At 64.8% G+C, this 23,789-nt stretch carries 22 protein-coding genes; 7 read left to right on the top strand and 15 right to left on the bottom strand.

Features of this window, described 5'->3' with window-relative positions; all coding sequences use genetic code 11:
- Positions 1 to 12 precede the first annotated feature (12 nt).
- Entirely contained in the window at positions 13 to 1,386 is a 1,374-nt protein-coding gene (gene tilS / locus Q2K57_RS05730) for a tRNA lysidine(34) synthetase TilS (RefSeq protein WP_304526322.1), read from the top strand.
- Here tilS and ppx read toward each other — a convergent pair.
- Entirely contained in the window at positions 1,383 to 2,939 is a 1,557-nt protein-coding gene (gene ppx, locus Q2K57_RS05725) for an exopolyphosphatase (protein WP_304526321.1), read from the bottom strand. The two genes, tilS and ppx, sit on opposite strands and share 4 nt — an antisense overlap.
- A 466-nt stretch (positions 2,940 to 3,405) precedes the next feature.
- Between ppx and rho the strand changes: the two genes are divergently transcribed.
- The 6 genes from rho (at position 3,406) to Q2K57_RS05695 (ending at position 9,911) form a co-directional block, all read left to right on the top strand.
- The gene (gene rho / locus Q2K57_RS05720) at positions 3,406 to 4,665 is read left to right on the top strand and encodes a transcription termination factor Rho (protein ID WP_092522964.1); all 1,260 of its coding nucleotides are present in this window, start codon (positions 3,406 to 3,408) and stop codon (positions 4,663 to 4,665) included.
- A 104-nt stretch (positions 4,666 to 4,769) separates the two neighbouring features.
- Positions 4,770 to 6,263 (top strand): 4-hydroxy-3-polyprenylbenzoate decarboxylase, encoded by a 1,494-nt coding sequence (ubiD, locus tag Q2K57_RS05715; RefSeq protein WP_304526320.1) that lies wholly within the window; start codon positions 4,770 to 4,772, stop codon positions 6,261 to 6,263.
- Between the two features lie 46 nt (positions 6,264 to 6,309).
- Entirely contained in the window at positions 6,310 to 7,095 is a 786-nt protein-coding gene (locus Q2K57_RS05710) for an NAD(P)H-flavin reductase (protein ID WP_112053896.1), read from the top strand.
- The gene (folM, locus tag Q2K57_RS05705; protein ID WP_112053895.1) at positions 7,092 to 7,805 is read left to right on the top strand and encodes a dihydromonapterin reductase; all 714 of its coding nucleotides are present in this window, start codon (positions 7,092 to 7,094) and stop codon (positions 7,803 to 7,805) included. The genes Q2K57_RS05710 and folM overlap by 4 nt, the downstream gene beginning before the upstream one ends.
- 41 nt (positions 7,806 to 7,846) lie before the next feature.
- On the top strand, positions 7,847 to 7,972 hold the full coding sequence (locus Q2K57_RS05700; RefSeq protein WP_258395967.1) for a hypothetical protein: 126 nt from the start codon (positions 7,847 to 7,849) through the stop codon (positions 7,970 to 7,972).
- 769 nt (positions 7,973 to 8,741) lie between these two features.
- Positions 8,742 to 9,911, top strand: coding sequence for a 3-deoxy-7-phosphoheptulonate synthase (locus Q2K57_RS05695; protein ID WP_304526319.1), 1,170 nt, complete (start codon positions 8,742 to 8,744; stop codon positions 9,909 to 9,911).
- A gap of 92 nt (positions 9,912 to 10,003) precedes the next feature.
- Here the strand turns inward: Q2K57_RS05695 and ppk1 are convergent, their stop codons facing one another.
- The 14 genes from ppk1 to argS form a co-directional block, all read right to left on the bottom strand.
- On the bottom strand, positions 10,004 to 12,211 hold the full coding sequence (ppk1, locus tag Q2K57_RS05690; RefSeq protein ID WP_304526318.1) for a polyphosphate kinase 1: 2,208 nt from the start codon (positions 12,209 to 12,211) through the stop codon (positions 10,004 to 10,006).
- Positions 12,212 to 12,254: 43 nt separating this feature from the next.
- Positions 12,255 to 13,223, bottom strand: coding sequence for a porphobilinogen synthase (hemB, locus tag Q2K57_RS05685; protein WP_181463028.1), 969 nt, complete (start codon positions 13,221 to 13,223; stop codon positions 12,255 to 12,257).
- Between the two features lie 307 nt (positions 13,224 to 13,530).
- Positions 13,531 to 14,337 carry a twin-arginine translocase subunit TatC gene (tatC, locus tag Q2K57_RS05680; RefSeq protein WP_304526317.1) on the bottom strand — a complete coding sequence of 269 codons (807 nt, stop codon included), beginning with the start codon at positions 14,335 to 14,337 and terminating at the stop codon, positions 13,531 to 13,533.
- A complete protein-coding gene (gene tatB / locus Q2K57_RS05675; protein ID WP_112053890.1) occupies positions 14,334 to 14,801 on the bottom strand; it encodes a Sec-independent protein translocase protein TatB in 468 nt (155 codons plus the stop codon). The genes tatC and tatB overlap by 4 nt, the downstream gene beginning before the upstream one ends.
- Before the next feature lie 6 nt (positions 14,802 to 14,807).
- Positions 14,808 to 15,077: a Sec-independent protein translocase subunit TatA gene (gene tatA, locus Q2K57_RS05670; protein ID WP_112053889.1), complete on the bottom strand. Its 270-nt coding sequence runs from the start codon at positions 15,075 to 15,077 to the stop codon at positions 14,808 to 14,810.
- 30 nt (positions 15,078 to 15,107) lie between these two features.
- On the bottom strand, positions 15,108 to 15,449 hold the full coding sequence (locus Q2K57_RS05665) for a phosphoribosyl-ATP diphosphatase (RefSeq protein WP_112053888.1): 342 nt from the start codon (positions 15,447 to 15,449) through the stop codon (positions 15,108 to 15,110).
- A gap of 79 nt (positions 15,450 to 15,528) precedes the next feature.
- Positions 15,529 to 17,148: a ubiquinone biosynthesis regulatory protein kinase UbiB gene (gene ubiB, locus Q2K57_RS05660; RefSeq protein WP_112053887.1), complete on the bottom strand. Its 1,620-nt coding sequence runs from the start codon at positions 17,146 to 17,148 to the stop codon at positions 15,529 to 15,531.
- The gene (locus tag Q2K57_RS05655) at positions 17,145 to 17,807 is read right to left on the bottom strand and encodes an SCP2 domain-containing protein (RefSeq protein ID WP_304526316.1); all 663 of its coding nucleotides are present in this window, start codon (positions 17,805 to 17,807) and stop codon (positions 17,145 to 17,147) included. Before Q2K57_RS05655 ends, ubiB begins: the two co-directional genes overlap by 4 nt.
- Positions 17,807 to 18,553: a bifunctional demethylmenaquinone methyltransferase/2-methoxy-6-polyprenyl-1,4-benzoquinol methylase UbiE gene (gene ubiE / locus Q2K57_RS05650; RefSeq protein ID WP_181463026.1), complete on the bottom strand. Its 747-nt coding sequence runs from the start codon at positions 18,551 to 18,553 to the stop codon at positions 17,807 to 17,809. The genes Q2K57_RS05655 and ubiE overlap by 1 nt, the downstream gene beginning before the upstream one ends.
- Positions 18,554 to 18,747: 194 nt before the next feature.
- Positions 18,748 to 19,131 carry a DUF971 domain-containing protein gene (locus tag Q2K57_RS05645; protein WP_304526315.1) on the bottom strand — a complete coding sequence of 128 codons (384 nt, stop codon included), beginning with the start codon at positions 19,129 to 19,131 and terminating at the stop codon, positions 18,748 to 18,750.
- Positions 19,132 to 19,209: 78 nt separating this feature from the next.
- Positions 19,210 to 20,532, bottom strand: a complete 1,323-nt coding sequence (gene hslU / locus Q2K57_RS05640; RefSeq protein ID WP_304526314.1) for an ATP-dependent protease ATPase subunit HslU — start codon at positions 20,530 to 20,532, stop codon at positions 19,210 to 19,212.
- A gap of 3 nt (positions 20,533 to 20,535) precedes the next feature.
- On the bottom strand, positions 20,536 to 21,054 hold the full coding sequence (gene hslV, locus Q2K57_RS05635; RefSeq protein WP_112053882.1) for an ATP-dependent protease subunit HslV: 519 nt from the start codon (positions 21,052 to 21,054) through the stop codon (positions 20,536 to 20,538).
- Between the two features lie 211 nt (positions 21,055 to 21,265).
- Entirely contained in the window at positions 21,266 to 21,952 is a 687-nt protein-coding gene (locus Q2K57_RS05630) for an SPOR domain-containing protein (protein WP_304526313.1), read from the bottom strand.
- Between the two features lie 3 nt (positions 21,953 to 21,955).
- Complete coding sequence (gene argS, locus Q2K57_RS05625) at positions 21,956 to 23,641, bottom strand: arginine--tRNA ligase (protein ID WP_304526312.1); 1,686 nt, start codon at positions 23,639 to 23,641, stop codon at positions 21,956 to 21,958.
- Positions 23,642 to 23,789: the final 148 nt, after the last annotated feature.

The raw sequence follows: 23,789 nt of genomic DNA, 5'->3' as shown, positions 1-23,789 counted from the left end.
GGTGGAATCCTTATGATCGAGGATGTGCAAAGGTTGATCGACGACGCCCTGGCGGAGACCCCGCCGGGGCGTCGCGTTTGGGTGGCGCTCTCCGGCGGGCTCGACTCGAGCCTGCTGCTGACGCTCGCCGCCCGGGCGGCTCATCGTCATCCCCGCCCGCTGTATGCCTTGCACGTCGACCACGGCCTGCAGGCGGCATCAGCCGAGTTTATTCGCCACTGTCACCGGCTCTGCGACCGTCTTGGCGTGCCGCTGTTCATCGAGCGGGTGAGTGTCGACGTCACGGCCGGTCGCGGGCTCGAGGGCGCCGCCCGAGAGGCTCGCTACGCCGCCTTCGCCGCCCGGCTGAGCGCGGGTGACACCCTGTGGCTTGCCCAGCATCGTCGCGATCAGGCCGAGACCTGGCTGCTGGCCGCCCTGCGCGGCAGTGGGATGCGCGGGCTGGCTGGCATGCCGAGGGAGCGTGACTGGGCAGGCAGTCGTGTCGTCCGCCCCCTGCGGGAGTTGCCCCGGGCGCGCCTTGATCGTGAAGCCGAGGCGATTGGGCTTGGCTGGGTCGAGGATCCAAGCAACGTCGACGAGATGCTTGATCGTAACTTTCTGCGTCACCGTGTGCTGCCGCTGCTCGAGTCTCGCTGGCCCCGCGCCGAGGCGAGCTTGGCCCGCAGTGCGGCGCTTGCCGGTGAGGCGGACGGGCTCCTGGGTGAGCTGGCGGCGCTCGATCTGACTGCCTGTGGCAGCGATCCCGGCCGGCTGGCGCTTCCGGCACTCAAGGCCTTGAGTGCACCGCGTCGGCGCCTGCTGATCCGCTACGCCTGCCAGTGTCTTGGGTTGCCTACACCCCCGACAGCGCGCCTGTCGGCCCTCGATGAGCAGCTCCATGCCCGAAGCGATGCCCAGGTGCAGGTAGCCTGGCCAGGCGCAGAGGCGCGGTGCTGGCGTGAGGGGCTCTATCTGCAGCGCCCCTTGGCCGACCTGCCGGCAGACTGGCAGGTCGCCTGGGATGGCCGGGCGGTACTTGAAACGCCGCTAGGGTGGCGTTCGATGCAGCTTGAGAGGCGCCTTGAGGGCGGTCGTTCTGGAAAGAGGGGTGGCTACCGGGTGCGTGCGCGTCAGGGCGGCGAGGTATTGCATCTGGCCGGACGCGGCCGGCGGGACCTCAAGCGGCTCTTGCAGGAAGTGGGCCTGCCGCCCTGGCGGCGACAGGCCCTGCTGGTGGTGTGGGACGGCGAGGTGGTGGCGGCGGTCTTCGATCCGCTAGAGGAGGCCGTGCTGGCCTGTTCAGCGGGCTACTGGGCCGAAGATCGCGTGTGTGGCGCTGAGGGCCCTTATGCCGAAGAGGGCGCTGAGGGCTCTTGTGCCGAAGACGGTGCCGGCATCGACTAGCGCGCCGAAACGGTGGCGGTGTCCAGCGTTTCGATCGCCAGCGTAAAACCGGCGGCGCGCTGATATTCCTGTTCCTGTTCTAGGTCATTGACCAGCAGCGCCTGCTCGGCGAGTTCATCACTCAGCGACAGCGACAGCTGTTCGCCATCGGCGTCGAGGCGGAAGGCCGTCGGCGGGTGCTCTGGGCGGGAGTGGTTGAGGATCACCGCTAGCCGCAGCAGTCGGGCCAGGCGCCCAAGCGTCGGTCGCACCGCGGCGGGCAGAGCATCGAGTTCCTTGAGCGGAAACTTGCGCCGGTGGGCGCGCACCAGGAAGGCCAGGGCCTGCTGCTCGGGGCGTGACAGCCCGGCGAGGTCGGAGTTGGCCAGCAGGTAGGCGCCGTGGCGATGGAACTGGCTGTGCGAGATGACAAGGCCGATCTCGTGCAGTTGGGCCGCCCAGTCGAGGAACTGGGCGTTGCTAGCGCTCAGCTGCCAAGCAGCCCCCACCTGTGTCAGGCACTGCCGGGCGCTGGCGGCAACCTGATCGGCCTGGCGCGGATCAATCTGGTAGCGGCGACGCAATCCTTCTAGGGTTTGCAGGCGAGAGTCCTCGGCGGTGTTGCGTCCGATCATGTCGTAGAGCACGCCTTCGCGCAGGGCGCCATCGGAATAGCGCATCTGTTCGAGCCCGAAAGCCTCGAAGACCGCCGACAATACCGCGATGCCGGCGGGGAAGACGCTGGCGCGGTCTTCCTTGAGGCCGTCCATGGCGACCTTGTCGAGCCGCTTCATCTTGATCAGGCGCTTGCGCAGGGTGGCCAGGCCCTTGCGGTCGATGATGCCATCGGGCGCCTGGCCACTGGCGGCCAGCACCGACGCAGCGGCCTTGATGGTGCCGCTGGAGCCCACCGGGTCGGCCCAGCCGAGCTCCTCGAAGGGGCGGCGGATGTTGGCCAGCTCCGAAAGGGCGGCGAGTTCTGCCTTGCGAAAGCGTTTTTCGGAGATATCGCCATCGGCGAAGAAGCGCTTGGTGAAGGTCACGCAGCCCATTTCCAGGCTTTCGAGCGCCAGGGGTTCGAAGTTCTCACCGATGATGAACTCCGTGGAGCCGCCGCCGATGTCGACGATCAGGCGCCTGCCGTGAACTTCGGCCAGGGCATGGGCCGCGCCCAGATAAATCAGGCGGGCTTCCTCGCGTCCGGCGATGATCTCGATCTCATGGCCGAGCAGTGCCTCGGCGCGCTCGATCAGCACCTGGCTGTTGGTCGCCGCGCGAAGCGCGTTAGTGCCTACCACTCTGAGCTGAGCGTTGGGCGTTTCTTCGAGAAAAGGGGCGAAGCGGGCCAGGCAGTCCAGCGCGCGCTGCATGGCGTCTTCGGTCAGGGCGCCTTCGTCATCGAGGCCGGCGCCCAGTTGGACCTTCTCACCGAGCTTGGCCACGACCTGCAGCTGGCCGCTGACGTTATTGGCGACCAGGAGATGGAAGCTGTTGGAGCCCAGATCGATGGCTGCCAGGCGCTGCGGCGCTGGTGCGTCGTCAGGCGTGTCGCTGAAGCCCGGATGGTTGATCATGAAAGGTCCCCTGATGTCACTTGGCCCCAAGGTTGCGGCCCGCCCTGGGGGTTGTCAATCGCCGCCATCGCGGCGAAGCGCTACTGGGGCTTGCGTTTGCCGATTCGCTTGACTACCATCGAGTCGTTCGCCTGTTCCGAATACTTCCCGACTGCTTCACGGTGACCGCTAAACGGCATCTCACGCCGCGGTCAGACTCCAAGTCGTCAGTCAGCCCGCTGATTCCTTACGATGACGCTTCGCCATCATGACTAGCTATTCAGGCGATACGAATACGGCTACATGAACAGCGCTTCCCTCTTAGTTCGATATCGTCCATGGCTTCCCCGCAAGCAGCGGTCGGCTGATCATATCTCGAGAGTGGATGTCCCAGGGCTCTGAACGCACCACGCGGCGCATCGTCACCGCCTCCTGTCGTTTTCCGGCTTCGTTGCCACGCTGACACGAGCTATTTCTGATCAAACCGATGAATCTTACCGAACTCAAGCAAAAGACCGTGCCGGAACTGCTGGATATCGCCCAAGAAATGGGCATCGATAATCTGGCCCGCTCGCGCAAGCAGGACATCATTTTCGCCATCCTCAAGAAGCACGCCAAGAGCGGCGAGGACATCTACGGCGATGGTGTACTGGAGATTCTCCAGGATGGCTTCGGCTTTCTGCGCAGCGCCGACTCTTCCTATCTCGCCGGTCCCGATGACATCTACGTCTCGCCGTCCCAGATCCGTCGCTTCAACCTGCGCAAGGGCGACTCGATTGCCGGCAAGATTCGTCCACCCAAGGAAGGTGAGCGTTATTTCGCCCTGTTGAAGGTCAACGAGATCAACTTCGACCGGCCGGAAAACGCCAAGCACAAGATCCTGTTCGAGAACCTGACCCCGCTGTTCCCTCAGGAACGCATGGTGATGGAGATCGGCAACGGTTCGACCGAGGATCTGACGTCGCGCATCATCGACCTGACGGCGCCCATCGGCAAGGGCCAGCGCGGCCTGATCGTCTCGCCTCCCAAGGCGGGCAAGACGCTGATGCTGCAGAACATCGCGACCTCGATCACTCGCAACAATCCCGAGTGTCACCTGATCGTGCTGCTGATCGACGAGCGTCCGGAAGAGGTGACCGAAATGTCACGCACCGTGCGTGGCGAAGTCGTGGCCTCGACCTTCGACGAGCCGCCGGCCCGCCACGTACAGGTCGCCGAGATGGTGATCGAGAAGGCCAAGCGCCTGGTCGAGCACAAGAAGGACGTGGTGATCCTGCTCGACTCCATCACCCGTCTGGCCCGTGCCTACAACACCGTGGTGCCTTCCTCCGGCAAGGTGCTGACCGGTGGTGTCGATGCCCATGCTCTCGAGAAGCCCAAGCGCTTCTTCGGCGCGGCGCGCAACATCGAGGAAGGCGGCAGCCTGACCATTCTCGCCACGGCGCTGGTCGACACGGGCTCCAAGATGGACGAGGTGATCTTCGAGGAGTTCAAGGGTACCGGTAACATGGAGGCCCATCTCGACCGCAAGCTGGCCGAGAAGCGGGTCTATCCGGCGATGAACATTCGTCGCTCGGGCACCCGCCGCGAAGATCTGATCGCCTCCGAGGATGAAATGCAGCGCATGTGGATCCTGCGCAAGCTGCTCAATCCGATGGATGATGTGGCGGCCACCGAGTTCCTGATCGATCGTCTGAAGGATACCAAGACTAACCTCGAGTTCTTCGAGGCGATGAAGCGGCGCTGATTCTGACCGCTGCGCTCGACGTGAATCGGGCATGATCCGTTAATCAGTCCAAGGGGCGGCATGCTATGCTGCCCCTTTTGTCGTTTTGGGAGCGCAACAACCGCATGAAGTATAAGGACTTGCGTGAGTTTATCGCCGCCCTGGAGGCGCAGGGAGAACTCCAGCGGGTGACTGCCGAGGTGGACCCCTACCTCGAGATCACCGAGATCTGTGATCGCACCCTCAAGGCCGGCGGCCCGGCGCTCCTGTTCGAGAACGTCAAGGGTCATGACATGCCGCTGCTGGGCAATCTGTTTGGCACCCCGCGGCGCGTGGCGTTGGGCATGGGGCAGGAGTCGGTGAGTGCCCTGCGCGAGGTTGGCAAGCTGCTGGCCTTCCTCAAGGAACCCGATCCGCCCAAGGGCTTTCGTGATGCCTGGGAGAAGCTGCCGATCTTCAAGCAGGTGATGAGCATGGGGCCCAAGGTGCTCCGCAAGGCGCCGGTGCAGGAGGTGGTGCTCGAAGGCGAGGCGGTGGATCTCGATCGCATTCCCATCCAGCACTGCTGGCCTGGCGATGCCGCGCCGCTGGTCACCTGGGCGCTGGTGGTCACCAAGGGGCCTCACAAGGAGCGTCAGAATCTCGGCATCTATCGCCAGCAGAAGCTCGGCAAGAATCGCCTGATCATGCGCTGGCTCTCTCATCGCGGCGGGGCGCTGGACTTCAAGGAGTGGCAGGCCGCCCATCCCGGCGAACCCTTCCCGGTCGCGGTGGCGCTGGGCGCCGATCCGGCCACCATTCTGGGCGCGGTGACCCCGGTCCCGGATACCCTCTCCGAGTATGCCTTTGCCGGTCTGCTGCGGGGCTCGCGCACCGAACTCGTTAAGTGTGGCCATGCCGCTCTCGAGGTGCCGGCCTCCAGTGAGATCATCCTCGAGGGCTTCATCTACCCCGACGACATGGCGCCCGAGGGTCCTTACGGCGATCACACCGGCTATTACAACGAAGTCGAGCACTTCCCGGTATTCACCGTCGAGCGCATTACTCATCGCCGCGACCCTATCTATCACTCGACCTACACTGGCCGGCCGCCCGACGAGCCGGCGATCCTCGGCCTGGCCCTCAACGAGGTCTTCGTGCCGATCCTGCGCAAGCAGTTCCCGGAAATCGTCGACTTCTATCTGCCGCCCGAGGGTTGCTCCTACCGCATGGCGGTGGTGACGATGAAGAAGCAGTACCCGGGCCATGCCAAGCGGGTGATGATGGGCGTGTGGAGCTTCCTGCGCCAGTTCATGTACACCAAGTTTGTGGTGGTGCTCGATGACGACATCGATGCCCGCAACTGGGAAGACGTGATCTGGGCCATCACCACTCGCATGGACCCGGCCCGTGATACGGTACTGGTCGAGAACACGCCCATCGACTACCTGGACTTTGCCTCGCCCACCGCCGGGCTTGGCTCCAAGATGGGCATGGATGCCACCAACAAGTGGCCGGGCGAGACCGACCGCGAGTGGGGTGAGCCGATTGTCATGGACGAGGCCGTCAAGTCGCGGGTCGATGATCGCTGGGCCGAGCTCGGGATCACCCTGCCGGCGGGCCCCGCTCCACGCTCCTGACTTATTCCAAGCTCCTGACTTACGCTCCTGACCACGAGAGGCGCTTATGACCGCAAGGACCCTGACCTGCCAAGTAACGGCGGTGGAGGATCTCAATCCCGATGTCTTCCGGGTACGCCTGGAAGGGCGCCCCGAGGCCATGGCACATGCCCCGGGCCAGTACCTGGAGCTTGAGCTGGACGACGACACCTGGGTGCCGTTCTCGATCGCCAATGCCCATGTCGATGACGGCTCCCTCGAGCTGCATATCCAACACTGGCCCGAGCGCTCCAATTCGGCGCGCCTGCGTGAGCTCATGCAGCACGCCGCCCAACTGACTCTGCGCCTGCCGGGTGGTGACTGTGTGCTTGATCCCGACAGCAGCCGTCCTTTGCTGCTGGTTGCCGCCGGCACCGGCTTCGCTCAGATGAAGGCAATCGTCGAGGCGGCGCTGCACGCCGATCCCGGGCGCGAGATCGACCTGTGGTGGGCGGCCAAGGAGCGCCGCGAGTTCTATCTTGAGAGTCAGGCCCGGGAGTGGGTCACCCGGCACCCTAACGTGACCTTCCACGGGGTCAGCGAGCAGGGCATGAGCGACGACTTTGCGGCCCCGCGTATCCAGGGACATGTCGGTCGCATCGACGCCGCACTGGGTGAGGCGCTGGACGATGTCGACGTCTCAGGCCACGACGTTTACCTGTCCGGCTCGCCGGGCATGGTTTATGCCTGCGTCGATGTGCTGGCCTCGCTGGGGCTCGAGCCCTCGCGGGTGTTCTCTGATGTCTTCGCCTATGCGCCGCGTGATCCTCTGGTGCCCACCGTGGGCAGCCTGGTGAGGGCTGGCGAGACATGAGTGCGGCCCCGATCCTGATCACCGGTGGCGCCCAGCGGCTGGGGCGCCACTGTGCCGAGCGACTGATCGATGACGGTCACCCCGTCATCATCAGCTATCGGCGTGAGCGCCCCGAGCTCGAGGCCCTGCGCGAGAAGGGCATCGTCACACTGGCGGCAGACTTTTCGAGCGAAGCCGGTATCCTCGACTTCATCTCACGGCTCAAGGCAACGACGCCTGCGCTGCGGGCGATCGTCCACAACGCCAGCGACTGGGCGCCGGACAGCCGCGGCGACGATGCCGGTGCCAACTTCGAGCGCCTGTTCCGGGTGCACATGCAGGCGCCTTACCTGCTCAACCTGCATGCTCAGGCCCTGCTTGAGGCCGGCGACGAGCCGCTCGCCGATATCGTGCACATGACCGACTATGTGGCGGTCAAGGGCTCGAAGAAGCACGCCGCCTATGCGGCGACCAAGGCCGGGCTCGACAACCTGACGCTGTCATTCGCCGCCATGTACGCGCCGCGCATCCAAGTCAACGGTATCGCGCCGGCGATGATCATGCTCAACGAGGGCGACGATGAGGCCTACGCCGAGAAGGCCCGAGCCAAGTCGGCGATGCAGATGATCCCCGGGCCGGGGGTGATCTACGAGAGCCTGCGCTACCTGCTCGACAACCGCTTTGTGACCGGTGTGACCCTGCCGGTCGATGGCGGGCGACACCTGCGCTAGACTCTGTCTATCGGCTGACGCCCTATCCCGTGAGGTCACTCATGGCTGAGCATGATCCTAACTTCAAAGACGAGTCGGGGTTTCTGACCCTGTTCCTCGGAGTCGTTGTGCTGGTCGGCATGGCCGGCCTGCCGGCGACCATTGGCTGGGTTCAGTATTTTGGCTAAGCGCTATTTTAGCTACGTACTATTCTGGCTAAGCACTATCTTGGCTAAGCACTATTTTGACTAAGCACTGACGCCAGGTATTCAGGCTCAGCTGGCTAGCCGAGTGGCTCAGGCCAGCGGCACAGCGTAATGGCTAAGGCAAATAACTAAGGCGAGTGTCCAAGGCCTGTATCCCGCCCTGACGGGCTTGCCAAGCCCGTCAGGGTGTGTAGGATGAAGCAAGTCATTGAAGCTCAGTCATTAGAAACTCAGTCATTAGAAACGTTGATCAGAACTCTCAACAGACAGCCGAATAACCATGACCCATCTCTCGCTTGCTTCCAACATTGCCCGCTTCGCCTTCTCAGGCGATGTGCGGTGCTTGGCGTGCAAGACCGAGGGAAGCATTGAAACAGCCGGTTGGCAACGGTTCTGGAGCTATTGGTTTAGCGCCGGCGTGCCGGCGGCCTGGTCTTACTGACCCGCGCCGCGAGGTACGCCCCACTCAGGGTTGCCTCCGATGTCTTGAAACCCCCGGTCGGCAACCCGACCGGGGGTTTTCGTTTCTGGACGCTTTGTCACTCATACATCGGGCCTCAGGCCCACAAGGAAGACACGCGATGTTCGACCGCCACGCAGCTTTTGCCATGACCCTATCGCCCCGCTACGCGAGCGCGTATGGCTATTGGCGATTTAGCGACGCCCGGTCGGCACAATTCGCCACCTCCGGCCGGCATGCTCTTGGTGGCCATACGACTCGACGCCAATCGCCTAGCCGGAGCCTTACCCCATGAATGCCAGTCTTTCTGCCCTTGACCCTGTTGCCGAACGTCGTGCTGAAGCTAGTTGCCAAAGTGTCGCTGAGGGTGCTTCTGACAGTGCCCAGGACACTGCTACCCAAGGCGATACCGCCACGGCCCTGACGCTCGAAGAGAGCGCCCTGCCGACCCCCGACGAGCTGCGTCGTGAGCTGCCGCTGTCGCAGGCCTTGGCCGAGCGGGTCGAGGGGCAGCGCGAGGCCATTCGCGCCATCCTCGATGGCCGCGACGATCGTCTGCTGGTCGTGGTGGGCCCCTGTTCGATCCATGATCCCAAGGCCGCCCGTGACTACGCCGAGCGCCTCGCGGCGTTGGCCCATCAGGTCGAAGACCGGCTGCTGTTGGTGATGCGGGTCTATGTCGAGAAGCCTCGCACGACGGTGGGCTGGAAGGGGCTCGCCTACGATCCTGGCCTCGAGGGTGCCGATGACATGGCCACCGGCCTGACCCTGTCCCGCTCGTTGATGCGCGAGATCGTGGAACTGGGCCTGCCGGTCGCGACTGAGCTACTGCAGCCGATGGTCGCGCCTTACCTCGATGATCTGCTGGCCTGGACAGCGATCGGCGCGCGCACCACCGAATCCCAGATCCACCGTGAACTGGCCAGCGGCCTGGGCGCCGTGGTCGGCTTCAAGAACGGCACCGATGGCGGCGTTCAGGTGGCCATCGATGCCATACGCGCCAGTGCCCACCCTCATCATCATCCGGCCATCGCCGCCGACGGCCGGCCGGTGATGCGCCGCACGCCGGGTAACCCCCACACCCACGTGGTTTTGCGCGGCGGTCATGGCGAGCCCAACTTCCGGGCGCCGGAAGTGGCGGCCTGTCGCCGGGCGCTTCAGGAGGCGGGGCTGGCGCCACGGATCATGGTCGACTGCAGTCATGCCAATTCGCGCAAGGATCACCGGCGTCAGGGCGAGGTGCTGCTCGATGTGCTGGGCCAGCGCCTGGCCGGGGATGCCGGTCTGGTCGGGGTGATGCTCGAGAGCCACCTTTACGAGGGCAAGCAGCCGTTGAAGCCTGGCGCGCTGCGCTATGGCGTCTCGGTCACCGATGCCTGCCTGGGCTGGGACACCACCGAACACCTGCTGGCGACCGCCGCCGAGCGACTGCGGGACGCCTGGTTCGCCTCACCGTGTTGACGTAACACGGTGAGAGGATGGCAGATACCACGACGCCGGGCCAGGGCCCGGCGTCGTTGTGTCTGGGGAGCGTGTGCCTTGATCTCGTCTCGTCAGGCCTTGGTCGCGTAGGCGTAGAGCAGGGTCTCCTGGACGCTGATCGGAGCGCTATCGCCGACTTCCTGCTTGATGTAGCTGCCGTCTGACTGCAACAGCCAGCTCTGGCAGTTGTCGACCAGGTAGGTCTCCAGATCCTTGCGCACTCGGGCGGCAATCTTCTTGTCGAGGAAGGGGAAGCAGGTCTCGACACGGTGGAACATGTTGCGGGCCATGAAGTCTGCGCTCGAGCCCCATACCTCTGGCTTACCACCGTTGTGGAAGTAGAACACTCGGGTGTGCTCGAGGAAGCGTCCGATCACCGAGCGCACCCGGATGTTGTCGGAAATACCCGGAATGCCGGGGCGCAGGCAGCACATGCCGCGGATGATCAGGTCGCACTCGACGCCTGCTTGCGAGGCGCGGTAGAGCGCGCGGATCAGCTGCGGCTCGGTCAGCGAGTTGCACTTGATGATCAGGTGGCCGCGCTTGCCTTTCTCGGCGTTCTTGGCTTCCCGGTCGATCATCTCCACCATTTTGGGATGCAGGGTGAAGGGCGCGTGCAGTAGCGTCTCGATCTTTCGAGCTTGCCCCATGCCGGAGAGCTGCTGGAAGACCTTGTGCACGTCCTCGCAGAGCGTCGGGTTGGCGGTCAGCAGGCTGTAGTCGGTGTAGAGCTTGGCGGTCTTGGAGTGATAGTTGCCGGTCCCCAGGTGCGCGTAGTAGCGAAGATCGCCCTTCTCGCGGCGCACGATGTGAATCATCTTGGCGTGGGTCTTGTAGGCCATCACGCCGTAGATGACGATGGCGCCGGCCTCCTGCAGCCTTGAGGCCAGGGTCAGGTTATCGGCCTCGTCGAAACGGGCCCGCAGCTCGATGACCACCGTGACCTCTTTGCCGTTGCGCGCCGCCTCGACTAGAGCGCTGACCACCGGTGAGTCGGCGCCGGTGCGGTACAGGGTCTGCTTGATGGCCAGTACCGCCGGGTCTCGGGCGGCCTCGGCGAGCAGGTCTTCGATCGGCTTGAAGGACTGGAAGGGGTGGTGGAGCAGGATGTCCTGATCGCGAATGGCGTCGAACAGGCTACCGCTCTTGTTGAGGGGCTTGGGCACGCCGGGTGTGAAGGGGCGATAGCCAAGCTCAGGGCGGTCGATATCACTCAGCACCGCCATCATGCGGGTCAGGTTGACCGGGCCGTTGACCCGGTACAGGTCGGCTTCCTCCAGCTCGAATTGCTTGAGCAGGAAGCCGGCCAGGTCATCAGGGCAGTTGTCGGCGACCTCCAGGCGCACGCCGCTGCCGTAGCGACGGGCCAGCAGCTCGCCGCGCAGCGCCGTGGCCAGGTCGGAGACCTCCTCCGGATCGACCGCCAGGTCGGCGTTGCGGGTCAGGCGGAATTGATAGCAGCCCCGCACCTGCATGCCCGGGAAAACCTCCTGAGCATGGGCGTGGATCATCGAGGACAGGAATACATACTCGTTAAAACCTTCCGCACAGAGCCCGTCGGGCAGGGCGATCACCCGGGGCAGCGAGCGCGGGGCCGGCAGGATGGCGAGCCCTCCCTCGCGACCGAAGGCATCCTTGCCCTCCAGCTCGACGATGAAGTTGAGGCTCTTGTTGACCAGTCGCGGGAAGGGGTGAGAGGGGTCCAGCCCAATCGGACTGATCACCGGCACGATTTCTTCCTCGAAGTAGTCCTTGACCCAGTTGGCCTGTGCTTCGCTCCAGTCGCCTCGGCGACGGAAACGCAGGCCTTTTTCTTCCAGCGCCGGGATCAGCTGTTCGTTGAGTATCTGGTACTGGCGCTCAACCTGGGCATGGGCGACCTGAGAAATCTCGTCGAGGATCGAGCGGGGCAGGCGGCTGTCAGCGCCGGTATCGTCGTTGCCCAGCATCAGCTGATGCTTGAGGCCCGCGACGCGAATCTCGAAGAACTCGTCCATATTGGACGAGAAGATCAGCAGGAACATCACCCGGTTGAGCAGCGGGTGCGAAGGGTCGAGGGCCTGTTCGAGCACTCGGATGTTGAACTGCAGATGCGACAGCTCGCGGTTGAAGTACAGACGCGGATCGCTGAGGTCGGCCTCGGGATCGGGCACCACCTTGGCCTGAATGCCGGTGCGGGTCCGGTTGACCCGCAGCGGTGGCGCTTCGGCGGAGCTGTTCTCGTCGAAAGGCGCCTCGGGCAGTGTGCTGCCGGTATCAGGGGTGCGAGAGTCTTCCATCTTGCCTCCGGGAAGCCAAGGAAGGGCACTCTCGCCCTTCCTGTTATTTTGCTAGCAGTCGCGCCGCGCGTTTGGCGAAGTAGGTCAGAACGGCGTCGGCACCTGCGCGCTTGAAACACATCAGCGATTCTAGAATGACCCTATCATCCTCGAGCCAACCACGTTCGAAGGCCGCCATGTGCATGGCATACTCACCGCTGACCTGGTAGGCGTAGGTCGGGACACGCAGCTCGTCCTTGACCCGCCGAACCACGTCCAGATAAGGCATGCCGGGTTTGATCATGACCATATCGGCGCCTTCGGCAAGATCCATCGCCACCTCCTGGAGGGCCTCGTCGCTGTTGGCCGGGTCCATCTGGTAGGTGCTCTTGTCCGCCTTGCCAAGGTTGCCTGCCGAGCCCACCGCATCGCGGAAGGGGCCGTAATAGCGCGAGGCATACTTGGCGCTGTAGGCCATGATACGTGTGTTATGCAGCTGTTCCTGTTCAAGCATCTGGCGAATCTCGCCGATACGCCCGTCCATCATGTCCGAGGGAGCCACTACGTCGGCGCCGGCCTCGGCATGTGACAGCGCCTGCTTGATCAGGACCTCGACGGTGCGGTCATTTTGAACGTAACCCGCCTCATCCAAAATGCCGTCCTGGCCGTGGCTGGTGTAAGGGTCTAGCGCCACATCGGTGATGATGCCAAGTGCCGGGCACGCCGCCTTGAGCTCACGCACGCAGCGTTGCACCAGGCCGCTGGCGTTATAGGCCTCTTCGGCCAGCTCGTTCTTGAGCTCTGAGTCGATCACCGGAAACAGTGCCAGCGCTGGAATGCCCAGCGCCTGTGCTTCGCGGGCTTCTTCGATCAATAGATCGATCGACAGGCGCTCGACGCCGGGCATCGAGGGCACGGCTTCGCGGCGATTGCTGCCCTCAAGCACAAACACCGGCCAGATCAGGTCGGCTGCTGTCAGGGTGTTTTCGGCCATCAGGCGACGCGAGAAGTCGTCTTTGCGCATGCGACGCATGCGGGTACCGGGATACTGGCGAGGGATGGTGAAACTCAATCTCTGTCTCCAATCAGGACTCGCCATCGGTGCCTGGTTACCTTGGCGCAGATAATGGCAGGCGATGATGACGACAAGATGACAACCGGTTACAGCTCGGGCGAGTGCCCATGCATGTCCTTCGAGTATATTCAGTGTGCACGAGTGCCGGAAGCGTTGACTTGTCGCACCCGGCCTGACCGGCATTGATGCGCGTGGTGGCTTGCCGTCGCCCATGAAAAACCCCGCCTCAGCGGGGTTGATCAGAGCGGTAGGCGGGAAGGACGTCTCAGACGTCGCCGTCGCCGTCGTCCGTGGGGCGTGGCTGGCGCTTGACCAGGCGTCCGAACAGAATGCCCACCTCATAGAGCAGATACATCGGCACAGCGAGCAGGCTCTGGGAGATCACGTCCGGCGGCGTCATCAGCATGCCGACCACGAAGCAGCCCAGTACGACATAGGGACGCTTCTTCGACAGGCTCTCTACCGTGGTGGCGCCGGAGAAGATCAGCAGGAACGTGGCGATCGGAATCTCGAAGGCAACGCCGAAGGCGAAGAACAGCTTGAGTACGAAGTTCAGGTACTGGTTGATGTCGGTCATCACCGTGACCCCAGCCGGGCCGGTCTGGGTGAAGAACTCGAACAGCAGTGGGAAGACGACGTAATAGGCGAAGGCCGCACCGCCGTAGAAGAGCGCAACGCTCGAGGCCAGCAACGGCACGGCGAGGCGCTTCTCGTTGTCGTAGAGGCCGGGCGCGATGAAGGCCCAGGCCTGGTGCAGCACGAAGGGCACGGCGATGAACACCGATACGACCAGCGTCAGCTTGAAGGGCGCCAGGAAGGGCGAGGCGACCTCGGTGGCAATCATCTGCGAGCCTTCCGGCAGCAGCGCCATCAGCGGCTTGGCGACGAAGGTATAGATATCGTTGGAAAAGGCGTACAGGGCCAGGAAAATCACCAGGATCGCCAGCACCGCGTGCATCAATCGCGAACGCAGCTCGATCAGATGCTCGATCAGGGGCGCCTGGTTAGCTTCCTGGCCGCTCTTCTGGCTGTCATGAGGCTGACTGTCCTGCGGGTCGGGAGTGGCGCTCATCGGGTGCTTTGGTCCTTGTCGCTGTCCGCGGACGCCTCACGGGGGGCCTCTGAGGTCGCTGTGGCCTCGTCACGGCGTTGAGCCGGGGCGGCGTCCAGGCGAGCCCGGTCGTCGGTCTGCTGGCCTTTGGGCTTGTCTGTGGCGTCGTCCGTGGCATTGTTCGTGGCATTGTCAGGACTGGCGCGGCCAGCGTCGACCCTGTCAGGCTCGGCGTAACGCTCGACATCCTGCTTGACCTTGTTGAGGCTGGCGTCGAGCTTTTTCTGCTGGTCGTCGAGCTTCTGGCGCAGCTCCTCGGCCTCTAGCTGGGCGGAGATATCTCGCTGCATGCCAGAGACCGTGCGCTTGATCTTGCCGATCCACAGGCCCGCGGTGCGCGCTGCCCTGGGCAAACGCTCGGGGCCGAGGACCAGCAGACCGACTACGCCGATGATCAGCAGTTCGAGGAAACCGATATCGAACATGGGCGGTTACTTGCGCTCGTCCGGTTCCTGCGTCTTGGTCTCGGCTTCGACGTCATAGGTCTTGCCGGTCTCGTCATGGGCGACGCGCTGTTGAGTGGCGTCTTCCTGTTCCTTTTTCTCGTCTTCGCCCTTCTCGCCGTCGTTCATGGCTTTCTTGAAGCCCTTCACGGCGCCGCCAAGATCCCCGCCGACGTTGCGCAGCTTCTTGGTGCCGAAGACCAGGATGATGATGCCCAGCACGATCAAGAGTTGCCAGATACTGATGCCACCTAACATGGAGTCTCTCCCTTCAATGGGCCCTTGGGCCTAAGCGTCCGTCGGGCGGGCGGCTTTCTCGTCCAGCCCTGATATTCCGAAGCGACGTGCCAGTTCATCAAGCACGTCCTGATGGTCAATCCCGAGATGCGACAGCATCACTAGGCTATGAAACCACAGGTCGGCCGTTTCAGCGACTACTGCCTCGCGGTTCTTCTCTGAGCCATTAGCCGCATCCTTGGCTGCCAGCAGGGTCTCGGTGGCTTCCTCGCCAACTTTCTCGAGTATCTTGTTGAGCCCCTTGTGATGCAGTGAGGCCACATAGCTGGTGCCGGGGTCCGCCTGGCGGCGCTGGTCGAGCACCTCGGCGAGCTGGTTGAGAATATCGCTCATCGATGACATTCCTGGGTCAGTGGATCGAAAAATCTTATTATTCAGTGGCCTGTGATGCTCTTTTGGTCCGCGGCGGGGCTTATTGCCAGGCGAGCAGCAGGACGCCAAGGCCGGCCGCCACCAGCACCGGCCAGGGCTGTTCGCCGGCCCAGTCGAGCAGCGGCTGCCAGGCAACGGCCAGGCCCACCAGCAGCGCGCCTAGGCGCAGCCGCCGGGCGCCGCGGGCAGAGGCGGCCACATGGCGGCGCAGGCCTGAGAGCGACTCGCTCTGGCGGTGGCGCTGCTTGTGTTCGGCCTCGACCCGGGAAAGTGCCTGGTGGGCGAGCACCGGCAGTTCTGGCAGCTGGCGCGACAGCTCCGGCGCCTGGCGCTGCAGCGACTCCCAGAGCCCGCGGGGGCCGGCGCGCTCTTTCATCCAGCGCTCCAGATACGGCTTGGCGGTATGCCACAGGTCCAGGTCCGGATAGAGCTGGCGCCCAAGGCCCTCGATGTTGAGCAGGGTCTTCTGCAGCAGCACCAACTGCGGCTGGACCTCCATGTTGAAGCGCCGCGCAGTCTGGAAGAGCCCCAGCAGCACCTGGCCGAAGGAGATGTCCTTGAGCGGCTTCTCGAGAATGGGCTCGCAGACCGAGCGGATCGCCGAGGCGAACTCGTTGGCGCGGGTGCCCTCGCCGACCCAGCCGGATTCGATATGCAGCGCCGCGACCTCGTAGTAGTCCTGATGGAAGAAGGCCAGCAGGTTGCGTGCCAGGTAGTCCTGGTCCTCGCGGGTCAGGCTGCCGACGATGCCGCAGTCGATGGCGATGTACTGAGGATCGTGGGGCTTGCCGTGGGCGACGAAGATGTTGCCCGGGTGCATGTCGGCATGGAAGAAGTTGTCGCGAAATACCTGGGTGAAGAAGATTTCCACCCCGCGTTCGGCGAGCTTCTTGAGATCGGTGCCCTGGGCCTCGAGGGCGGCCATGTCGGCCACCGGAATGCCGTGGATGCGCTCCTGGACCATCACCCGGCGCCGGGTCAGCGGCCAGTGGATTGCCGGCACGTAGAGAAGCGGCGAGTCCTTGAAGTTGCGCTTGAGCTGCGAGGTGTTGGCGGCTTCCCGATGCAGGTTCAGTTCGTCGAAGAGGGTGGCTTCGTAGTCGGCCACCACTTCGCGGGGCCGCAGGCGACGGGCCTCAGGGACCTTCGCCAGCAGGCGCGCCGCGGCGTAGAGCAATGACATGTCCTGGCGCATGACCCGTTCGATGCCGGGGCGGATGATCTTGACCACTACCTCCTGACCATCGGGCAGCCGGGCGGCATGTACCTGAGCGATCGAGGCCGACGCCAGCGGCGTTTTATCGAAGTGGGCGAAGGCCTCGTCGAGCGGGCACTCGAGCTCCTCCTCGACCAGGGCCGCGGCCTGATCGCCGGGGAAGGGCGGCACCTGATCCTGAAGGCGCCTCAGCTCGTCGGCGATATCCGGGGGTAGCAGATCGCGGCGGGTCGAGAGCATCTGGCCGAACTTGACGAATATCGGGCCCAGCGCCTCGAGGGCCAGGCGCAGCCGCTCGGCGCGCTCGCCGCGCACCGGGAAGAGCCGCAGCGGCGAGAGGGCGAGCAGCGCCCGCAGCGGCCAGGGCAGTCGCTCCCGTGGGATCAGGGTGTCGAGGCGATATCGGGTGATGACCCAGCCAATCCTTGCCAGGCGCAGGCTCATGGGCAGGGCTCCTCAGCCGATCCGTCGCGCCTGTCGTCAGGCAGGCCGCGCGCTTCCAGGCGTCGCCTGAGGCGCTCGAGCCGGGCCTCGAGGCGATCGCTTGCGATCTCGAGCGCGGTAAGCTGGTCGCGCATCACCTCGAGCTGATGGCGGCCGGGCAGCAGCTTGGCCTCTTCGAAGACGTACTCGCCGATGTCGGCGGTCAGCTCCTGGCGGGTGCGCAGGCCCCAGCGGGCCAGGCGGCGCATGCCCTCGGCCAGGCTGTGGGCCGGCCTATCGCCAAGCCAGTGGGCGAGCTCGCCCTCCCAGTCGAAGTCCAGGTCGAGCAGCAGGTCCCGGGCCTGTTCGAGTACCTGGGCGCGTCCGCGCACCGCCAGGCGTCCTCGGAACATCAGACGCTCGGCGGATTCGCCGCCGATCAGCTCACCCAGGGCCTCGCTGTCGGCCTCGACGATCACATCGGCGTCTTCATCGCTCAGACCCTCGCCTCGGGAGAGCGACAGGCCATGTGCCTCGAAGCTCACCAGCAGCGCATAGGCCGGGCGCTCCAGGCGCACCAGCAGGCGCGAGCCGGCGAGCGAGGCCAACCGCGTGGCCGCTGCAGGGTCCCGGGCGAGCAGGGCGTTCAGGGTGCGTTCGAAACCGGCGAGGACCATCATCAGAGCTTGATGCCTCGGTGCAGGGCGACGATGCCGCCGGTCAGGTTGGTGTACTCGACGCGCTCGAGCCCGGCCGCTTCCATCATGCCCTTGAGGGTCTCCTGGTCCGGGTGCATGCGAATTGACTCGGCCAGGTAGCGGTAGCTGTCGGCGTCACCGGCCACCCACTGGCCCATCTTCGGCAGCAGATGGAAGGAGTAGTCGTCGTAGGCCTTCGACAGCAGCGGGTTATCGGGCTTGGAGAACTCCAGCACCAAAAGGCGACCGCCGGGCTTGAGTACCCTTGCCATCGAGCGCAGGGCGGCATCCTTGTCGGTGACGTTGCGCAGGCCGAAGGCGATGGTGATGCAGTCGAAGCTGTTGTCAGGAAAGGGTAGGCACTCGGCGTTGGCCTGCACGTACTCGACGTTGCCGCCGACGCCATGGTCGAGCAGCTTGTCGCGGCCGACCCGCAGCATGGAGGCGTTGATGTCGGCGAGGATCACCTGGCCGCGAGGGCCGACCTGGCGCGAGAACTTCAGGGTCAGATCACCGGTGCCGCCGGCGATGTCGAGCACCCGGTGGCCGGGACGCACGCCGGCACGTTCCAGGGTCAGGCGCTTCCAGACCCGGTGGATGCCGAAGGACATCAGGTCGTTCATCACGTCATAGCGCGCCGCCACCGAGTGGAAGACGTCGGCGACCCGCGAGGCTTTTTCGTCGACCGGGACTTCCTGATAGCCGAAGTGAGTGGTGCGCTTGTCCATGGGCATCCCTATCAGTCAGTACATCAGTCCGTGCCCGTGGTGCGGCACGCACAATAATAAGAGAGCCGGCAAGAGGCCGGCGGTGACGCCATTGTAGCGTCACCGCTATGGCCTTGTCTTTGCCGTCACGGACTCGAGCGGCGCCCGATAGGCGACGGTGTTCTGCCGACCGGCGCTGCGGGTCGGCGGTTGCCTCACAGCTCCTTGAACTGGATGCTCTTCGGCTCGCGGGACTCGCCGGCCGCCTCGAGTCGCTTGAGGTAGTCCGCCCAGTTGATCTCGGCGTTGGTGGCGAGAGCATACAGGTAGTCCCAGCTGAAGAGGCCGCTGTCGTGGCCGTCATCGAAGGAGAGTTTCAGGGCATAGCGCCCGGCCGGGGTAATGTTGGCAAGGCCCACATCCTTCTTGCCGACCTGCAGCACGGCGGTGTCGGGGCCGTGGCCGCGCACCTCGGCGGAGGGCGAGAAGACGCGCAGATACTCGATCGACAACCGGTAGGTGTCGCCGTTCGGGTAGCCAAGCTCCAGCTCGCGGGCGGACTTGTGGTAGTGAACGCGTGAGGGAATCGGGACGCTCATGGCGGCCTCCTGTAGGAATCCACAAAGCGGGCTGGCCGCGGCCCGCCGCGAGGGCGTGGCCACGGCCAGCGTGCCAGGTCAGAGGATGTAGCGCGACAGGTCCTCGTCCATGGCCAGTTCGCCGAGCTGGGAGTCGACATAGGCGGCGTCGATGGTCAGCGGGCCTTCCATGTCGCCACCCTTGAAGGACGCGTCTTCGAGCAGGCGCTCCATGACGGTATGCAGGCGACGGGCGCCGATGTTCTCGGTGCCTTCGTTGACCCGCCAGGCGATCTCGGCGATGCGCTTGATGCCATCGTCGGTAAAGGCGATCTCGAGGCCCTCGGTGGCCATCAGCGCCTGGTACTGCTTGGTCAGGGCGGCGGACGGCTCGGTGAGGATGCGCTGGAAGTCCTCCGGCGACAGGGCGTTGAGTTCGACCCGGATCGGCAGCCGGCCCTGGAGCTCCGGAATCAGATCCGAAGGCTTGGCCAGATGGAAGGCGCCGGAGGCGATGAACAGGATGTGGTCGGTCTTGACCATGCCGTGCTTGGTGGAGACCGTCGAGCCCTCGATCAGCGGCAGCAGGTCGCGCTGCACGCCCTCGCGGGATACCTCGCCGCCGCTGCCCTGCTGGCCCTTGGCGACCTTGTCGATCTCGTCGAGGAAGACGATGCCGTGCTGCTCCACCGCCTCGATGGCGCGATGCTTGATGTCGTCCTCGTTGACCAGCTTGGCGGCTTCCTCGTCGCGCAGGAGCTTCCAGGCATCCTTGACCGCGACCCGCTGGGTCTCGGTCTTCTGCTTGTTCATGTTGGAGAACATGCTCTGCAGCTGGCTTGCCATCTCCTCCATGCCCGGCGGGGTATTGAAGTCCATGCCACCGCTCTGCGGGGTGATCTCGATGTCGATTTCCTTGTCATCGAGCTGACCCTCGCGCAGCTTCTTGCGGAAGACCTGGCGGGTCGAGGTGTCGTCCCGGGCACTGTCGTACTCGCTGCCCCTCGGCCGCGGCAGCAGGGCGTCGAGGATGCGCTCCTCGGCGGCATCGTCGGCCTTGTGACCGACCTCTTCCTTGGCCTGCTCGCGAACCATCTTGATCGCCGCCTCGGTCAGATCACGGATGATCGACTCGACGTCACGACCCACATAGCCCACTTCGGTGAACTTGGTGGCCTCGACCTTGAGGAAGGGCGCACGGGCCAGTTTGGCCAGGCGACGGGCGATTTCGGTCTTGCCCACGCCGGTCGGCCCGATCATCAGGATATTCTTGGGTGTGACTTCCTGGCGCAGCTCTTCATCGAGCTGCATGCGGCGCCAGCGGTTGCGCAGCGCCACGGCCACGGCGCGCTTGGCGTCCTGCTGGCCGATGATGAACTGGTCGAGGGCGTGAACGATCTCGCGGGGGGTCATCTGGGTCATGGCTCAGAGCTCTTCCAGCGTGATGTGGTGGTTGGTGAAGACGCAGATGTCGCCGGCGATCTCCAGGGACTTCTCGGTAATGTCACGGGCCGACAGCTCGGTGTTCTCGAGCAGGGCGCGGGCCGAGGACAGTGCATAGTTGCCGCCCGAGCCGATGGCAATGATGCCGCGCTCGGGTTCCACGACATCGCCGTTGCCGGTGATGATCAGCGAAGCGTTCTTGTCGGCCACCGCCAGCAGCGCCTCGAGACGGCGCAGGGCGCGGTCGGTGCGCCATTCCTTGGCGAGTTCGACAGCGGCCTTGGTGAGGTGGCCCTGGTATTTCTCGAGCTGTGCTTCGAAGCGCTCGAACAGGGTGAAGGCGTCGGCAGTGCCGCCGGCGAAACCGGCCAGCACCTGGCCGCGATAGAGGCGACGCACCTTGCTGGCGTTGCCTTTCATGACGGTGTTGCCCAGTGAGACCTGGCCATCACCGGCCAGGGCGACCTGGTCGCCGCGGCGTACGGATACGATCGTGGTCATGGAGAAGGACTCCGTAGTGGGAGCGATGACACTCCCGGTGACTTGGGCGTCCGGGATGCGGTGAGCGGTCGGACGGACGCCATGAAAGCTATCGTTGGTAACGTGAAGGAAAGGTGTGGGCGGGGGAGGGGGAATTCAACCTTGGCCAGGCGGCGGCAGGTGGATGCCTGCCGCCGCGGCCACGCGCGGCGTTGCGGCTGCGCGGATCGGCTCAGTTCTGCAGGCGGATGGTCAGCGGCTCAATGCCCTGGGTGATCATCAGATCCTGGGCGCGGTTGAGCTCGCGGGCGTCGCCGTAGGGGCCGACCTGAACTCGGTGCCAGGTGGCGCCGTCCCCGGTTTGGACCTTGCTGATGCTGGCCATCAGCCCGAAGTCGCTAAGTTTTCCCGCCAGGCGCTGGGCATCCGAGGCGTCACGAAACGACGCGGCCTGCAGCATGTAGCGCTCGTCGTCGGCAATCTCGGTGGGCCGGCGGTTCTCGGCACTCTGCGCCTGCTGGCGCGAGATCTGCTCGGCGATGGGGTCTTTGGCCGCCGCCGAGGCGTTGCCCTGGGACTCGCCGCCCGGGGCGATGACCTCGGATTCCGGCAGCAGGGTATAGAACTCGAAGGTCGGCATGCGCGGCTCGCTGGCCCCGGTCGCCTGTCCTCCCGTTTCGCCCTTCGCCGAGTCGGCCGACGGTGCGGCCTGCTCGGCCGCGGGACGGCTGAATACCTTGGCCAGTGGTGCCGGCGCTGAATCCTGCAGGTACTGGGAGAGGAAGAAGCCGGCCACCAGACCACCCAGCCCCCACAGCCAGCCGGGCACGCGGGGCGCTTGGCGCTTGGCCTGTGTGGCGCGCTTGCGGGTCGTCGCCCCCTTGCGGCTGGCGGGTTTGGCGGCTTGGCGTGCGGCCATGGCTTACATCTCCTCGGGGGCGCTGACGCCCAGCAGGTCGAGGCCGTTGCGGATCACCTGACGGGTCGCAATACCCAGTGCCAGGCGCGCGTTGCGCTGGGCATCGTCGTCGACCATCACCTTCACCGCGTTGTAGCAGGTGTGGAAATCGGCGGCCAGGTCCTGCAGGTATTGGGCAACCTGCTGCGGCTCGCGATTGCCGGCGGCGATGCGCACCACCTCCGGGTAGCGGGCCAGGCGGTTCATCAGCGCCTTCTCCTGATCGGTCTCGAGCAGGGAAAGGTTCGCAAGCGCCAGGTCGTGCTGGAAGTCGCGGTCTTCGGCGGCGGCCTTGCGCAGCACGCTGCATACCCGGGCGTGGGCATACTGGATGTAATAGACCGGGTTGTCGTTGGACTGCGAGCGGGCCAGGTCGATATCGAAGGTCAACTGAGAGTCGGCACGCCGCGCGGCCAGGAAGTAGCGGGTGGCGTCACGGCCGACTTCGTCAATCAGGTCGCGCAGGGTCACGTAGCTGCCGGCGCGCTTGGAGAGTTTGACCTCGACGCCCGAGCGGGTGACCAGCACCATCTGGTGCAGCACGTAGTCCGGCCAGCCCTTGGGGATGCCCGCTTCGAGGGCCTGCAGGCCGGCGCGTACCCGGGTCACCGTGGAGTGGTGGTCGGCGCCCTGCTCGTTGATCACCTGGGTGAAGCCGCGCTGCCACTTGTCGAGGTGGTAGGCGACGTCGGGCAGGAAGTAGGTGTAGCCGCCGTCCTGCTTGCGCATCACTCGGTCCTTGTCGTCACCGAAGTCGGTGGTGCGCAGCCAAAGGGCGCCGTCCTGCTCGTAAGTATGGCCGCCCTCGATCAGCGTATTGACGGTGGATTCGACCTTGGCCTCTTCGTAGAGCGAGGACTCGAGGAAGTAGACGTCGAAGGCGACGCCGAAGGCCTTGAGGTCCAGGTCCTGCTCGCGACGCAGATAGGCCACCGCGAAGTCGCGGATGGCGTCCAGATCGTCGGGGTCGGCGGCGCCGGTGACGTGGCGGTCATCGGCGTGCACGGTCTCGCCGGCCAGGTAGCTCTCTGCCACATCGCGGATGTAATCGCCGCGGTAGCCGTCGGCCGGCCAGCTCGGGTCGTCCGGGGTCAGCCCCTTGGCGCGGGACTGTACGGAGCGCGCCAGGTTGCTGATCTGGGCGCCGGCATCGTTGTAGTAGAACTCGCGGGTCACGTCGTAGCCGGTCGCTTCGAGCAGGCGGCACAGGCTGTCGCCGATCGCCGCGCCACGGCCGTGGCCGACGTGCAGCGGGCCTGTCGGGTTGGCGGAGACGAACTCGACCTGCACCTTTTCGCCCTTGCCGTCGAGGCAGCGGCCATAGGCGTCGCCGGTATCGAGGATGGTCGACACCACCTGGGCGAGAGCGTCGGTGGCGGCGAAGAAGTTGATGAAGCCCGGGCCGGCGATCTCGGTCTTGCTCACTGCGGGAGAGGCCGGCAGAGCCGCGACCAGCGCCTCGGCCAGCTCACGGGGCTTCTTGCCCGCCGGCTTGGCCAGCATCAGTGCCAGGTTGGTGGCGAAGTCACCGTGGGCCTTGTCCTTAGTGGGGTCGACCTTGATGGTCGGGGCGATGTCCTGGGGCAGTTCGCCCTGCTGCTGAAGGGCGCTCAGGGCCTCTTCGAGCAGTGCAATGATGGTGTCTTTCATGAAAAACCTGATGTCCTGTTGCCTGGCCCGGCAGGCGTGAATGACGGCGAGGAGCTTGCCGCCGGCCGGCGAGTTAGCGTCGCTCAACTCAGCGTGATGGCGCATTATCGGCAATTGCCGCCGCGCTTTAAACCTGAATTCACAGATT

The sequence above is a fragment of the Halomonas sp. I5-271120 genome (assembly GCF_030553075.1).
In the GTDB taxonomy this organism is placed as follows: domain Bacteria; phylum Pseudomonadota; class Gammaproteobacteria; order Pseudomonadales; family Halomonadaceae; genus Onishia; species Onishia taeanensis_A.
Note: the sequence above shows the minus strand (reverse complement) of the source record. Positions and strands in the feature narration are given on the sequence as shown.